Here is a 13,827-nt window from a genome sequence, read left to right on the forward strand (position 1 = left end):
GAACTGGAGGAAGCGGAGCGCCCGCCGGCTTTGCAATTCTTTTGGCGGCCTCGATTCGGCGTCGGACCGCGCCTGTGCGCGTTTCCGCGTTGTGAACGCCGATCGAACATCCGCGGGACTCTTCTTTCGATTGTAGGACTGTCGGCGCTGCCATGTTCCGTTATCCGCGCCAACGGCAGGGCGCAAACTGCCCTGTGAATTCAAATAAATTCAAATCATTAAATGGTCGGAGTGGCGGGATTCGAACCCACGACCCCTTGTCCCCCAGACAAGTGCGCTAACCGGGCTGCGCTACACTCCGACTTCGCCGTCCTTATAGAGCGCGGCGTTGGCGCTGGCAACGGCGTTCGAAGGATTTTCTCGCGCCCCTATTAATGGGCGCAGGCCACGTGCTGCGCGCCGCCGAAGACTTCCCTCGCCGGCGTTGCGCATTGCAGCGAAAAGATCGTACCGGCGTTGGAGGCGCCGCCGCCGTTGGCGACGCCATAGATTGCGGCGCCGAGGCCGAAATGAAGCGTGCTGACGGTCAGGCCGCCATAGGGGGCGGCGCCGTCCGCGCCGCCGGTGAAGGCGTAGAGCACTTGCTCGGCCCAGCGATTGCTCGGAGCGGCCGGCGGCGTGACTTTGAACAGGGCGCCGCAGCCGGAGCCGCCGCAGCCGGTTCCGCCGCCTGCCCGGCTCGCGCCATAGAGCGCGCCGCCGAACAGGACCAAGGGAGAGAACAGCTGGGCGCCGTCCTGCCCGCCGGCGAAGCTGTGGAGCACTGTCTCCACCCACAGGGTCGAAGGCGGAACCGGAGGCGTCAGCGAAAAGACGGCGCCCTGGTTGGATGCGCCGCCCGACGATGTCGTCCCATAGAAGGTCCCCGAGGCGTCATCCAGGGTGAGACTGGCGTAAGGCCCGGCGCCGTCGCTCCCGCCGAAGGCGTGGAGCACGGTCTCGCACCAGCGATTGGGGGATACGGGCGTGCAATTGGCGCCGGGCGGCGTCAGCTTGAACACGACCCCGGCGCCGCCGGAGCCGCCAGCCGACGCCGTGCCGTAGATCGCTCCGCCGGCGCCCGCGACCAAAGACGAGTAGGGACTGCCGCCGTCGGCTCCGCCAGTGAAGTTGTAGAGCGTCGAGACAGTCCACTGCCCGCCCGTAGAGGCTGGCGGCGTGAGCTTGTATATAGCGCCGACTCCATTCCTTCCGCCGGTGGTCGCGGCGCCGACGAGCCCTCCGGCGCCATCCCATATCAGCGCCCCGTAGGGGTTCGCGCCGGTGGATTGCGCGAAGTCGAAAATCCTGGCGTAGCTCCACTGGGTCGAGGGCGGAACCGGCGGGGACAGCTTGAAAGCGACGCCGAAGCCGTTCGCGCCTCCCACGGCTGTCACGCCATAGAGGGCTCCGCTCAAATCACGGAGGAGTCCCGCTATGGGAACGGCGCCGTCTGCGCCCGAAAAGGTGTAAAGGACGCTCTCGGTCCACTGGGTCTTTCCGAAGCCCGGCGGCGTCAATTTGAACGCCACGCCGGCGAAATGCGCGCCGCCGCCGGTCGCTGTCCCATAAAGCGCGCCGTTGCTGTCGGCCAGCAGCGAGACATATTGTGGAGCGCCGCCGTCGGCTCCCCCTGTAAAGCTGTAGAGCGTGCCCTCGCTGAGCGGTGCAGGCGGCCAACTCTGACCAAAGGCCTCGACGCTCGCCCCGGCGAACAGAACAGACATCAGCGACAGGCAGGCGCTGGATTTGAAATTCGCCCGGATCTTCATTTGTTTCCCCATGAACGGCTTGAAAATATCCCGTAAGAGCCGCGGCCGACCGGGCGGCGTCACTGCGCACAGGCGGCATGCTGCGCCCCGCCGAAGACCTCCCTCGCCGGCTGGGCGCATTGCAGCGAAAAGACCGTGCCGTAGTTCGAGGCTCCGCCCCACAGCGCGACGCCATAAAGGGCGGAGCCGAGGCCGAAATGAAGCGGGCTGAGGGTCAGGCCGCCGATCGGGAAGGCGCCATCGACGCCGGCGTTGAAACGATAGAGGATGTTCTCGTTCCACTGCATGCTGGGAGCGGCCGGCGGCGTGAGCCGGAATGCCGCCCCGCAACCGAGGCCGCTACAATCGCCGCCGGCCCCGTTTTGCGTCACGCCATAAAGCGCGCCGCCGACCAGGATAAGGGGAGAGCTGGGAAAAGCGCCGTCCTGCCCGCCGGCGAAGCTGTGCAACACCGTCTCCAGCCACTGGGTCGAAGGTGGTTTGGGCGGCGTCAGCGAAAAGGCGACGCCCTTGTTATAGGCCCCTCCGAAAAAGGCCGTCCCGTAGAAAGTCCCGAACGAATCCAGTGTGAGGCCTGCAGTTGGAGCGCCTCCGTCGTTCCCGCCCGAGAAACTATAGAGCACGGTTTCGCACCACAGATTTGGTGATGCAGGAGCGCAATTGGCCCCGGACGGCGTCAGCTTGAACACGACGCCACCGCCGCCGGAGCCGCCGTTCTGGGCCGTGCCATAGACCGCGCCGCTGTTGTCGGCGAGGAGGGTTGACGAGGGGACGCCGCCATCGGCGCCGCCGGTGAAGTTGTAAAGCGCCGCCCCGCTCCACGGATTGCCGGGAGAACTCGGCGGCGTGAGCTTGTAAACCGCGCCACTGGCGTTTGTTCCGCCGGCGGTTGCGGTGCCGATGAGCGCCCCGGCTCCATCGATTATGGGCGCGTTGTAAAGGCTCCCGCCGGTCGCCTGGTTGAAATCGTAAATCTTGGTGTAGGTCCACTTCGTCGAAGGGCTGATCGGCGGGGCCAGTTTGAAGGCGACGCCGAGGTTGTTCGCGCCTCCATAACTGGTCACGCCATAGAGCGCGCCGCTCGAATCTCTCGCCAGCCCCGCAAAGGGAAAAGCGCCGTCGAGCCCGGAGAAACTGTAAAGGACGGTTTCGGTCCAATGCGCCGCTCCGAAACCCGGCGGCGTCAGCTTGAACACGACGCCGTTGTTGGTTCCGCCGCCGCCCGAAGTCGTCCCGTAGAGCGCGCCGCCGCCGTCCGGCAACAGCTTGACTTGCGCCGGGTTGCCGCCGTCGGCGCCGTTGGTGAAGCTGTAGAGCTTCGCCTCGCTGAGCGGCGCGGGCGGCCAGCTCTGGCCAAAGGCCGGCGCCGCGCCGGCGACGAGGAACGCCATCAGCGACGAACGAGCCGCTGATTTGCCAATCGCCCGGATATTCATTCCCATTCCTATCCAACATTGCGCAAAATCGGCGCGACTTCGCTCGAAGCACCCCGGTCCGTATCCCTTACGAACCTCGAGGCGAAGCTGTTACTGTCGGGAGTGAAAGGAGTCTTCCGAATCCGTGCGCGGGCCCGTCCCCTCGCGTGCAGCCGACATGCTGCGCCCCGCCGAAGACCTCCCTCGCCGGCTTGGCCCATTGCAAAATCAGCTTGGGAACCGTGTGCCGACCTGACGCTTCGGCCAACGAGCGGCGTCCCCCAGAAGGCTACCGCTTCGCCAGCAGCAGCAGGCGGCGGCACTCGGCGAGATCGGCCAGCGCCAGCCTCAGCTGGCGGATGTCGTCTTCGCCGAGCTGAGGGGCGTGCTCCATCAGCGGGCCGGCGACGGCCGGCAGGCGAACAGGCGGAGGCGGCGGCGGCGGAGCGGAATGGAACGGCTCGGGCTCAGGCTCCGGCTCGGGTTCCCGGCGCGGGACAGCTGCGATCTCCGTCGCCGCGGGCTCGAACTGCGGCTCCATGAGTTTTTCCATTGGCTCGGGCGGCGGCGCCTCCGGCCGATCCTCTCCACGGGCCTCGAGTCCGGAGGCCCCCGGCTGGAAGCGCCCCTCGCGCAGGCTTTCGATCACGGCCCGGGCGCCCTGCTCCTTGAGGATGCGCTGTACGCCCTTGATGGTGTAGCCCTGGCCATAGAGCAGATGGCGCAGCGCCATAACGAGCTCGACGTCGCGGGGACGGTAATAACGCCGGCCTCCGGCGCGCTTGAGCGGCTCGAGCTCCTTGAAACGCGTCTCCCAGAAGCGCAGCACATGCGGCGGCAGATCCAGACTCTCGGCCACCTCTCCTATGGTGCGAAAACCCTGCTCCTTCTGTTCCGACACGCGCGCCGCTCCAGCCCTGCTTCGATTCCCATCTTATACGCCCGCCGGGCGGGAATTTTTAGGGCGATTGCGACGACGGGGGCACAAGTTATGCGTGCCGGTCGACAAAGCCGCGAGGCCCGCCTGCTCTCAAAGCGCAAACAGGGGCCGGGCCATGAGCGGGCTGAAACGGATCGGGGCGCGAAATCGCCTGCCGACGGTAGCGTGGCTGCAGCGTTCGTGAGCTGGACGGATCGTCGCCGAGGGCCTAGTTTTCGCCGCCCGGTTCGAGCCCGGGCCGAACTGGAGCGTCATTAGATGTCGAATTTGAAAGCCTTCGCCGCCTCGGCGATCATTTCCTCCGTCTTCGGTCTCGGCGCGACAGGCCAGGCGAGCGCATCCGTTTCCGCGTGGGTCTCGGGCGCGGGACAGGATGTCTCCGGCTGCGGCGCGCAGACCTCTCCCTGCCGCACCTTCCAATATGTGCACGACAATATTCTGGGCCCGAGCGGCGGCGACATCCTGGTGCGCGACTCCGGCTCTTTCGGGCCGCTCAGCATCACCAAGCCGGTGTCTGTGATCAACGACGGCGTCGGCACGGCGGGAACCGGCGCACCCTCGGGCCAGATCGCCATCTCCATCAACACCACGGGAAATGTCCTGCTCAAGGGCCTGACCATCGACGGCGTCAGCGGAGCCTATGGCGGGGTCAATGTCGCGGCCGCCGGCAGCGTGACGATCACGAACTGCCTCGTGCAGAATTTCTCCCATTACGGCATCCAGATCTACACAAATTTTGGAGCGACGAGGTTCTCGATTCTGGACACGCTCGTGCAGAACAACGGCGTGGACGGGATTTACGTGAACACCTATGCCGGCACGCTTCAAGGCGCCATCGGCAACGCTAGGATTCTCAACAACGGAACAGGAATCGAGGCGACCGGAGGGACGACCCAGTTCACGGTCGCCGACTCGCTGATTTCCGGCAACGCCTCGGGGCTTCACATCAGCGGCTACAGCACGCTCGTGGCGCTGCGCCACTCCAGCATCACCTGGAACACGGTCGGCTACTACACCACGCAAGCGGTGACCCAGACCTACGGCGACAATATGATCACGGGCAACGGCGGCAACACGGGAACGCTCCAAACCGTTGGGAGCAATTGACGCTGAAGGGAGGTTTGGCTCAATCTCTTATCAGGAGACTTTATTCATGTTCCAATTTACCGCCCGCGCCGCTCTCGCGGCGACATTTACGCTCCTTGGCTTTCAAGCGCCCGCCCAGGCGGGCTCCGCCATTGCGGCCTGGGTCTCCGGCTCGGGACAGGATATCGCCGGCTGCGGGCCGCAGGCCTCGCCCTGCCGCACTTTCCAATATGTTCACGACAATATCCTCGGCTCCGGCGGCGGCGATATTCTGGTGCGCGACTCCGGCTCTTTCGGGCCGCTCAGCATCACCAAGCCGGTGTCGGTGATCAACGACGGCGTCGGCACGGCGGGAACAGGCGCCCCATCCGGCCAGGTTGCGATCTCCATCAACGCGCCGGGCGCCAATGTGGTGCTGCGGGGGCTGAGCGTCGACGGCGTCGGCGGAGCCTATGGCGGCGTCGGCGTGGTGGCTGTGGGGAACCTCACCGTGAAGGATTCGTTCATTCAGAACTTCACCCAGTTCGGGGTGGCTTTCTCAGAAAACTACGTCACGGTAAAGTTCTCGATGTCGAACACCACAATCCAGAACATCGGCGTGTACGGCATCGCCCTGAACAACTTCGGCGGCTCGCTCCAGGCCAATATCAGCGGCTCCCACATCTTCAACAACGGGACAGGGCTCTTTCTCGACAGTGTGGCGCCATGCCAGGCCCTGATCACAGATACGATCATATCCGGCAACGGCACAGGAATTTACGTGAACGGAGCAGGCAGCATGGCCCTGCTGCGTCGTTCCGCCATCACCTGGAACGGAACCGGCTACAAGATTATCAACAACGGCTCCATCATGAGCTATCAGGACAACTCGATCTACGGCAACGCGACCTTGAGCGGAACCTTGCAGACGATCCAGAGCAACTGAGCCGCCGGAACCTCAAGACGCGCACCCGGCCCGCGGCGGGATTCGATTTCGCGCCAAAAAGCCTTTCGACTTTTTTTCGCAATCCTTCTAAGACTGCGCCAGCCGAAAAACCTGCCGCTCGAGCCTCACATGGAAGACTGGTTCCACTTTCCCCACCACGCGCCCGCGATCGAACACCGCATCACCCGTGAGAACGCCACGGGCCTGCGCAACTGGCTGTTCGCGATCGCGGCGCTCGTCTTCGCCATGGTTCTGCTCGGCGGCGCGACGCGGCTGACCGAATCGGGTCTCTCGATCACTCAGTGGAAACCGGTCACCGGCGTTATTCCTCCGCTTTCGGAAAAGGATTGGCTCGACGCCTTCGAGCAATACAAAGAGATCCCGCAATTCAAGCAGCTCTTCCCGGACATGGACCTCGCGGGCTTCAAGGTGATCTACGCCTGGGAGTGGACGCACCGGCTGCTGGGACGGCTGATCGGGCTCGTATTCGTCGTCGGCTTCGCCTGGTTCTGGATCAGGGATCGCATCCCTCAGGGCTATAAGCCCAAGCTCTTCGCAATTCTCGCCCTTGGCGGGCTTCAGGGCGTCGTCGGATGGTGGATGGTCAGTTCCGGCCTCGTCAATCGCGTCGAGGTGGCGCAGGAAAGACTGGCGATTCATCTGCTGCTGGCGGCTGCGCTGTTCTCCGCCTGCATCTGGATCGCGGGCGGGCTCGGCCCGCGGGCGCCCTCGTCAGTCCTTCACGGCGACGGCCCCCGCATGCGCTTCGTCTCCCGCCTCGCGCTCGGCATAGTCTTCGTGCAACTCGGGCTGGGCGCGCTGGTGGCGGGCCTGCGCGCTGGCTTCATCGACAACACCTGGCCGCTGATGGAGGGTGGGTTCTCGCCCTCGATCGAGACGCTGTTCAGCATCGATCCCTGGTGGCGCAATTTCCTCGATAACCCGATCCTGGTGCAGTTTCTTCACCGCCTGACCGCCTATGTGCTGCTCGCGCTGACCCTGCTGCATATGATCGACGCGCTGAGCAACGCCAAAGGCAAGGCCAGGACCGGCGCAATCATCGTGTTCGGTCATGTTGTGCTGCAGGCTTCGCTCGGGATCGCCACTCTGGTGATGATCGGCCCGGAATGGCTGGGCGCGCCCCATATTGCGCTTGCGCTCGCCCATCAGGCCGTCGGTTTCGGCGTGCTCGCGGTCACGACCCTGGAGGCGAGAAGGCTCGGCGAAGCGGCGTCCTGAAGCGTTTTCCGGCCGGCGTGGTTACATTAAAAAAAGCGTTCGACTGCCGCCGAACGCTTTTATCTCTTTTGGAAGGGCTGAAAAGTGCGGCGGGCCGGGCCGCGGCCGGATTTTTCGAATTGGGCTTACCGCGCGACGCCTGCCGCTGCGGCGGCGTCCTTGACCTCGTCCAGCGTGACGTAGCCTTTCTTGTCCTTGTCGATCTGGTCGAAATGCTTGGCTACCCGGGGCATGCCCAGCTTGGCCTCGTCGAGCGTCAGCTTGCCGTCGCCGTTCTTATCCGCCATCTTGAAACGGCTTTCGATTTGCGACGTGCGTGGGTCCGATTGCTGGGCGAAGACGGCGCCGGTCGCGCCAATCGCGGCGCCGAACAGGGCCGCGCGCAAAAACTTGCGAGAGTGCAAGGGGGACTATCCTCTACGCTGGCGAGACCGCGAGATCCGCGCTTCAGGCTTCATCATTTCCATATAATCAGCTCCGTCGCAGCCGTGCAAGCGACCTCTTCAGCGAAAGCCCCTGATATCCCTGCCGCACAGCCGCTCGGGCTCAACAGATCTCATCATCTTCGCTGCTGGCGGCATGCCGGAGGTTGAATTACATTGCGCCGCGGCGGGCGCCGGATTCTCCTGGCGCGACATTCCGCCCGCACAACCCCTCGCTCGCGACGGCGCGTTTGCTGCGAAACCGGTGGAAAATGCGGCGATGAACCAAGAAAGCAAGGAATCGACGAAGCTCAAGCGGCTGAACGCCACTTTCGTCGAAATCGCGATCCATCTCGGCTTTGTCGGTTTTCTGGTCTATTGGGCCTATCTCCTGGTGCGGCCCTTCATCCCGATCGGGGTCTGGGCGGTCGTTCTGGCGACTGCGCTCTACCCGAGCTACCGGCGGCTCAAAATGCTTCTGGGCGGGGGCAAGCCCGGCGAACGCTGGGCTGCGGCCCTGATTACGCTGGCGGGCCTTTTGATCGTGCTCGGCCCCTCCACCTGGCTCGGCCTCGGCATGCTGGAGGGCTCCAAGGCGCTGATCCAGCGCATCGAAAGCGGCGGGATCAATATTCCGCCGCCCTCGGCGGAGGTGAAGAGCTGGCCCTTGATCGGCCCCTCGCTGTTCGATTTCTGGCAACTCGCCTTCACCAATCTCAGCGGCGCCGTAGCCCATATCCTCCCCCAGCTGCGGCCCGCGGGCGAAGTCATGCTGGAAATGGTGAGCAGCGCCGGCGCAGGGACGTTGAAATTCATTGTTTCGGTGGTGCTCATGGGCTTCCTTCTGATCGGCGGCCCCGGCGTGGTGGCTGCGGTCAATATGCTCGCGCGGCGGATCGATCCCGCCTATGGCGAACGCTTCGTCGCACTGTCCGGCGCGACAATCCGAGCGGTTTCGAGCGGCGTGATAGGCATCTCGTTGCTGCAGGCGGTGATAGGCGGGCTCGGCATGTGGCTGTTCGGCGTGCCGTTCGCAAGCCTGCTGACGCTGGCGATACTGGTGCTGGGCATCGTCCAGCTCGGCCCGTTCCTGGTCGCCGCGCCCGTGGTCGTGTGGGCCTGGATGACGCTCGCGCCGCCCGCCGCCATTGGCCTCACCATATGCATGTCGGTCACCTATCTCATCGAAGCTGCGCTGAAGCCTTTCGTTCTCGCTCATGGGCTCACCACGCCGACGCTCGTGATTTTCATCGGCGTCGTGGGCGGCATTCTGGAACATGGCGTCGCCGGGCTGTTCGCGGGTCCTATCGTGCTCGCTGTGGCCTGGGAATTCGCCAAAGCCTGGGCTCTGGACGAAGATCTCGCGTTGGACGCCGTGGCCCCTGAAGAACTTGCGCAGGACCTGACCCTTCCCGCCCCGAAACCGTAGAGAATGAGGGGGGCTGCGCCCCCCTCGCCCTAAAGACTTCCCGCTCGGGCGCGTTCCGGGCGGCGCTCTCTTGCCAAAGTAGACGACCGGTCATATTGTAGCGCCATGAGCCGACGTGACCCCAATGAACTGCGAGCAAAACTTCTCGATCACGGCGTGTCCCTGCTGATGCAGCAGGGCTATCACGGCGTCGGCCTGCAACAGCTGGTGCAGAGCGCCGGCGTGCCCAAGGGCTCCTTCTATAACTATTTTGAAAGCAAGGAGGCGTTCGGCGCCGAAGTCGTGACGCATTACATCGACCCCTTCATCCGCCAGCTCGACGGCCACCTGCAAAAGCGCGAGGTCAAGGCCGCCGACGCGCTGAGGGCCTATTTCGACGAACTGATCGCGGAAACCGAACGGCGCGACTTCAAGGGCGGCTGCCTGCTGGGCAATCTCATGGGCGAGATCGGCGACACCAGCGAATTGTGCCGGACCTCGCTGCGCGAAGCGGTCCACCGCTACCGCGACAAGCTTCGCGAAGGAATCTCCCGCGCCCAGGAGGAAGGCGGCTTTCGCAAAGACCTGGATGCGAAGGAAATGGCCGATCTCACCGTCGACCTCTGGCAAGGCGCCCTTCTGCGCATGAAGATCGAGCGCAATGTGCGACCGCTCGTGCAGTTCTGCGATTTCCTGTTCCAGGCCTATTTCAAGGCTTAGGCCTTTGCGCTTCGTCGAGACGACCGATCATCCCAGGAGGAAAAAATGCCTAAATTCATCATCGAGCGCGAGATTCCGGGAGCAGGCCAGCTCACGGCGGCCGATTTACAGGCGGTGTCGCAAAAGTCCTGCTCGGTTCTGCGCGAGCTCGGGCCCGGCGTACAATGGGTCGAAAGCTATGTCACCGACGACAAGGTCTATTGCGTCTATATCGCAAACGACGAAGCGCTGATCCGGAAACATGCGGAAATGGGCGGCTTTCCCGCAAACCGGATCAGCGAGGTCAAAGCGATCATCGACCCCGCCACCGCCTGACGGGCCGAAATATCCGGCCCGAGCGCCAATCCCATCTCCGGAGCGTCTCTCCCGAAAGCGGCGCCCCGGCGTCACCGCGCGATAGTCCTTTATAGCCGCCGACCTTCCGCCCTCCGACAGCTATCCTCGCGCCGAGGATGTCAGCATGGTTCAGGCCAGGGTAAAGACGGCTACGGTTCCCCGGGAATCTCGGTTCAGCCCCCGGCTGACCGCTTCGCTCGACGCCGCGCGCGCCTGCGCCGCCTTCTATGTCGTTGCGCATCATGTCGCCAACGCCACAGGACATTCTCGCGGGATTTTCATGTTCGGCCAGGAGGCGGTCCTGGTATTCTTTCTTCTCAGCGGCTTCGTGATATTCGCCAACGAACGCGACCGGGCCCTGCGCCCCCGGGGCTTTTATCTGCGCCGCCTCCGCAGGATCTACCCCGCTCTTCTCGTGGCCATGGCCGCATCGACCGTCGTCGCCGTCGACAATGGCGCATTGGCGCGCAGTTTCCGTTGGAGCGAGTTGCTCGGCTCCCTGTTCGCGCTTCAGGACAATACTGCGCTCAAGCCGGGCGTCATCGTCGAGCCCTATCTCGGCAACGATCCGCTCTGGTCCCTCTCCTACGAGCTCGCCTTCTACGCCGTCTTCCCGTTTGCGCTTAGGCTTTGGACGATCTCGAAGGACGGAGCGGGCCATCTCATAGGCGCGCTGTCTTGCGCGTCCTATGTCGCCTACGCTCTGGCCCCCAACCACTGGTCGCTGGTCGGCGCCTATTTTCTCGTCTGGTGGGGCGGCGCGATGGCCGCGAACGCCTATCTCGAAGGGGAACGCTCTTTCCTCGCCATGAGGCCGGCGATCGGCTGGCTCGCGGCCCTGTGCGCGACCGCGGCGCTGACGGCCCTGCTTTCGGGAGAGTTCAAGAGCTTCAGCTATTATCCCGGCCTGCCGTTGCGACATTTCCTCGTCGCGCTGCTCATGTTGGCGCTCTTCTTCGGACCGATCGGAAAATCACTGTCGCAGATCGCCCCCCGGCTCAAAGGTTCGGCCGCTTTTCTGGCTTCGATCTCGTACGGGGTCTATGTCTTGCACTATCCGCTTCTGATCCAGTCGAAACGCGCCGGAACGACTTTCGGCTGGCTTTCCATGGCGGCCCTGCTGCTGATATCGTCCTGTTTCGCGGACCGCTGGCTGAGCCGCGCTCTTCCCCGCGCTCCGGTCGACTAGGCCCTTCGGGCTCCGCGACGAGAGGAGGAAAGCAGATGAGACGAAACTTTCTGGCTGCTGCGGCCCTCGCGGCCGCCTCCCTGGCGCCGATGAAAGGTTACGCGCAGGAGCGGGTTTGCCCCCAGTTCCTGGCTCAATATTGCGTCGAGCGGGACGACGGCGCCAAGGAAACCCGCATGACCAACCCGTGCTTTGCAGAGCGGGACCACGTCAAGGTCGTGCATCCCGGCCCGTGCAAAAAAGATTAGCCCCTCAGGCCGCGGCCTTGCGGCTGGCCGACAGCCGCAAGCCCTTGGCCGCCGCGTCGAACATTGCGCCGAGCTGCCCCAGGGGCTGCGACGCTGGCGGATATGCGGCGTCTTCCTTGATCCCCGCCCACCGCGCTTCCTGCGCCAGGAGCTTTTTCAGGCTGCGTTCGTTCGCCCACCACAGGAACAGGCAGAGCGCGGCGACCGCTCCGAGCGCGGTCCAGGGTTCCTGCGCGTGCGGAAACACGGGCGGAAGGTCGGGCACGCATTCCTGTGCATAGGAGCAGGCTTCAGCCCAATCCTGAAACCATTGGGAAAAGGATTCCATCGTGACCTCGTTTTGAATTTGCGCGACGCCGCATATTGAGAGCGGCAGGCTGCACCCGTGGCCGCACTACAATTGGGCGCGGGCGTCAGGGGGAGATCGCGGAGTCTGGCGGTCAGCCGATGAGCAACCCGCATTGGCTACAAGCCAAATCGCGTATCGCGAAACGAAAGATATTGCGACGCACAAATTTGACAAGCGTCAATTTTGTGCAGGCCACCCCCGACGCCTGCCTCCCCCCGCAATGATCACATAATATCAATGGCTTCATCGGTCGACGGGGCGCCGATTTTGCGGCGCGGCAAAGTGTCGCTGAAGCTCCCGGGAAAACTAAAAATCTCACCGCCGCGCGGACTTCGGCTTAACCGCGTGAGCAATGTTTACGCCAGCGCCTGATTGCTCCTTGCCAAAAACGCTCTAGCTTATGAATGACCCGGCCATCGTGACCGCGGTCAAACTCGAGTTTTGAGGCGTCGCCATGACTTCTTGCAACCTTCGAATTTTCGGCCTTTCGGCGATCGCGATCGCAGTTCTCACCCAGACCGCGCTTGCCGCGCCGGTGCGCAGCCCGGCTGCGGTGCGTTCCGGACCAGGGCCGGCATATCCCGTCATAGCGCAGATTCCCGCCAGGGCGGATGTCCAGATTCTGACTTGCGCGGAAGGCTGGCAGCGGCTGTGGTGCCAGGTCCAGTATGGCGATGTGACCGGCTGGGTGAAGGGCATCAACCTCGCCCCGGACGGAAACGGCGGCAAGGTCTGGGTCGCGCCGGTGATGACCAACGACATTGCAAATCTGCGCAAGGGCCCCGGCGTGAACTGGCCGGTCGTGGCCGAGATTCCCGCCAATGTCACGGTGGACATGCATCATTGCGCGCAGGGCTGGCATACCGGCTGGTGCAAGGTCTCCTATCAGGGCCTGACCGGCTATGTGAACGCAGTGCTGCTGCAGCGCCAGGGCCAATATCAGTAAAGCCCGGCGCGGGCCAGACAGCGGGCCGCCGGGGCGATCCGCTCCATTTTGCCGATGGTTCCGTTCGCATGCGGCCCTCGCGGCCCGGACCACAGGGCTGGAGCGCATTCTTATCGCAAAAGCATGTCTATTTTTGCGGAATGCGCTCGAGCTTTACTTTCCGGCGACAATCTCATGCACATGAACGTCCCGGCCGGAGTGGTTGAGAAGAATATCCTTCACAACCTTCTCCTCGGATGCGCTTTGCGTCCGCACCCATAGCAGCAGGCCGCCATGGGCGATCTGCTCATGAAGATAATCCGCATGCCGCTTCTCGATGAAATCGCTCAGCACGCCGCCGAGGAAACCGCCGACCTCCGCGCCTATCAATCCCGTGCCGAGCGTGACCGCCAAAGCGCCCCCGGAAGCGAAGATCGCCCCGCCCACCGCCAGAGCGCCGATGGACGCGAGGGCGCCGAGCGCCGCTCCCGTCGCGGCGTGAACCGAGTCCGTCGAGCGATATGAAATCCGGGGAGCCTTGGCGTCGTCTTCCAGCTCCTCGACGCGTTCATATCTATGACCGAGCTTCTCGACGACCGCCTTTTCTCCGGCGAGAAGCGTCAACCGCTCGCGCGGGAAGCCGTTCTGAAGCAATTCGGCGGTGGCGGCGTCGAGCGCCTCGGCGGTTTCGAAAACCCCTACCGCCTCGCGCACGAGACCGGTCTGCTGTTCCTGGCTCACCATCGGCGTTCCTTTCGCGCATCGACTCTGCGGCGATTCTCTACCAGAGCCGCGCATAAAGGAAGAGGCGGCGAACAACGCTCGCCGCCCCTCGCCCTGGTTCGTCCTCCCGCCCTTTGAAAAGACGGGCTTA

Annotated in this window: 15 protein-coding genes and 1 tRNA gene; 9 read left to right on the plus strand and 7 right to left on the minus strand. The window is 64.0% G+C overall.

All coding sequences use genetic code 11. The features are described from left to right. Positions 1–223: 223 nt before the first annotated feature. From H2LOC_RS08615 to H2LOC_RS08630, 4 genes are all read right to left on the minus strand, one after another. Positions 224–301 (minus strand) — tRNA-Pro (locus H2LOC_RS08615). A gap of 70 nt (positions 302–371) precedes the next feature. Further along, positions 372–1,751 (minus strand): choice-of-anchor tandem repeat GloVer-containing protein, encoded by a 1,380-nt coding sequence (locus H2LOC_RS08620; protein ID WP_136496030.1) that lies wholly within the window; start codon positions 1,749–1,751, stop codon positions 372–374. 59 nt (positions 1,752–1,810) lie between these two features. After that, positions 1,811–3,187, minus strand: coding sequence for a choice-of-anchor tandem repeat GloVer-containing protein (locus H2LOC_RS08625; RefSeq protein ID WP_136496031.1), 1,377 nt, complete (start codon positions 3,185–3,187; stop codon positions 1,811–1,813). Positions 3,188–3,455: 268 nt separating this feature from the next. Continuing rightward, positions 3,456–4,067, minus strand: coding sequence for a MerR family transcriptional regulator (locus H2LOC_RS08630; protein ID WP_136496032.1), 612 nt, complete (start codon positions 4,065–4,067; stop codon positions 3,456–3,458). A gap of 297 nt (positions 4,068–4,364) precedes the next feature. On the opposite strand from H2LOC_RS08630, the gene H2LOC_RS08635 reads away from it, so the two are divergent. From H2LOC_RS08635 to H2LOC_RS08645, 3 genes are all read left to right on the plus strand, one after another. Then, the gene (locus H2LOC_RS08635) at positions 4,365–5,213 is read left to right on the plus strand and encodes a right-handed parallel beta-helix repeat-containing protein (RefSeq protein WP_136496033.1); all 849 of its coding nucleotides are present in this window, start codon (positions 4,365–4,367) and stop codon (positions 5,211–5,213) included. Between the two features lie 46 nt (positions 5,214–5,259). After that, the gene (locus H2LOC_RS08640) at positions 5,260–6,117 is read left to right on the plus strand and encodes a right-handed parallel beta-helix repeat-containing protein (protein ID WP_136496034.1); all 858 of its coding nucleotides are present in this window, start codon (positions 5,260–5,262) and stop codon (positions 6,115–6,117) included. A gap of 129 nt (positions 6,118–6,246) precedes the next feature. Further along, positions 6,247–7,356, plus strand: coding sequence for a COX15/CtaA family protein (locus tag H2LOC_RS08645; RefSeq protein ID WP_136496035.1), 1,110 nt, complete (start codon positions 6,247–6,249; stop codon positions 7,354–7,356). Positions 7,357–7,481: 125 nt separating this feature from the next. Here H2LOC_RS08645 and H2LOC_RS21535 read toward each other — a convergent pair whose 3' ends face one another. Next, positions 7,482–7,760 carry an EF-hand domain-containing protein gene (locus tag H2LOC_RS21535; RefSeq protein WP_202620553.1) on the minus strand — a complete coding sequence of 93 codons (279 nt, stop codon included), beginning with the start codon at positions 7,758–7,760 and terminating at the stop codon, positions 7,482–7,484. 298 nt (positions 7,761–8,058) lie between these two features. Between H2LOC_RS21535 and H2LOC_RS08655 the strand changes: the two genes are divergently transcribed. From H2LOC_RS08655 to H2LOC_RS08675, 5 genes are all read left to right on the plus strand, one after another. After that, on the plus strand, positions 8,059–9,207 hold the full coding sequence (locus H2LOC_RS08655) for an AI-2E family transporter (RefSeq protein ID WP_136496036.1): 1,149 nt from the start codon (positions 8,059–8,061) through the stop codon (positions 9,205–9,207). A 105-nt stretch (positions 9,208–9,312) separates the two neighbouring features. Further along, on the plus strand, positions 9,313–9,906 hold the full coding sequence (locus H2LOC_RS08660) for a TetR/AcrR family transcriptional regulator (protein WP_136496037.1): 594 nt from the start codon (positions 9,313–9,315) through the stop codon (positions 9,904–9,906). 45 nt (positions 9,907–9,951) lie between these two features. Continuing rightward, positions 9,952–10,221, plus strand: coding sequence for a DUF4242 domain-containing protein (locus H2LOC_RS08665; RefSeq protein WP_136496038.1), 270 nt, complete (start codon positions 9,952–9,954; stop codon positions 10,219–10,221). Positions 10,222–10,366: 145 nt separating this feature from the next. Next, positions 10,367–11,431, plus strand: coding sequence for an acyltransferase family protein (locus H2LOC_RS08670; protein WP_136496039.1), 1,065 nt, complete (start codon positions 10,367–10,369; stop codon positions 11,429–11,431). Between the two features lie 35 nt (positions 11,432–11,466). Then, positions 11,467–11,679: a twin-arginine translocation signal domain-containing protein gene (locus tag H2LOC_RS08675; RefSeq protein WP_136496040.1), complete on the plus strand. Its 213-nt coding sequence runs from the start codon at positions 11,467–11,469 to the stop codon at positions 11,677–11,679. A gap of 4 nt (positions 11,680–11,683) precedes the next feature. Here H2LOC_RS08675 and H2LOC_RS08680 read toward each other — a convergent pair whose 3' ends face one another. Then, positions 11,684–12,007, minus strand: coding sequence for a hypothetical protein (locus H2LOC_RS08680; protein WP_136496041.1), 324 nt, complete (start codon positions 12,005–12,007; stop codon positions 11,684–11,686). 475 nt (positions 12,008–12,482) lie between these two features. On the opposite strand from H2LOC_RS08680, the gene H2LOC_RS08685 reads away from it, so the two are divergent. Continuing rightward, positions 12,483–12,974 (plus strand): SH3 domain-containing protein, encoded by a 492-nt coding sequence (locus H2LOC_RS08685; RefSeq protein WP_136496042.1) that lies wholly within the window; start codon positions 12,483–12,485, stop codon positions 12,972–12,974. Between the two features lie 153 nt (positions 12,975–13,127). Here H2LOC_RS08685 and H2LOC_RS08690 read toward each other — a convergent pair whose 3' ends face one another. Beyond that, on the minus strand, positions 13,128–13,697 hold the full coding sequence (locus H2LOC_RS08690) for a hypothetical protein (protein WP_136496043.1): 570 nt from the start codon (positions 13,695–13,697) through the stop codon (positions 13,128–13,130). Positions 13,698–13,827: the final 130 nt, after the last annotated feature.

Source organism: Methylocystis heyeri, from assembly GCF_004802635.2.
Taxonomy (GTDB): Bacteria; Pseudomonadota; Alphaproteobacteria; order Rhizobiales; family Beijerinckiaceae; genus Methylocystis; species Methylocystis heyeri.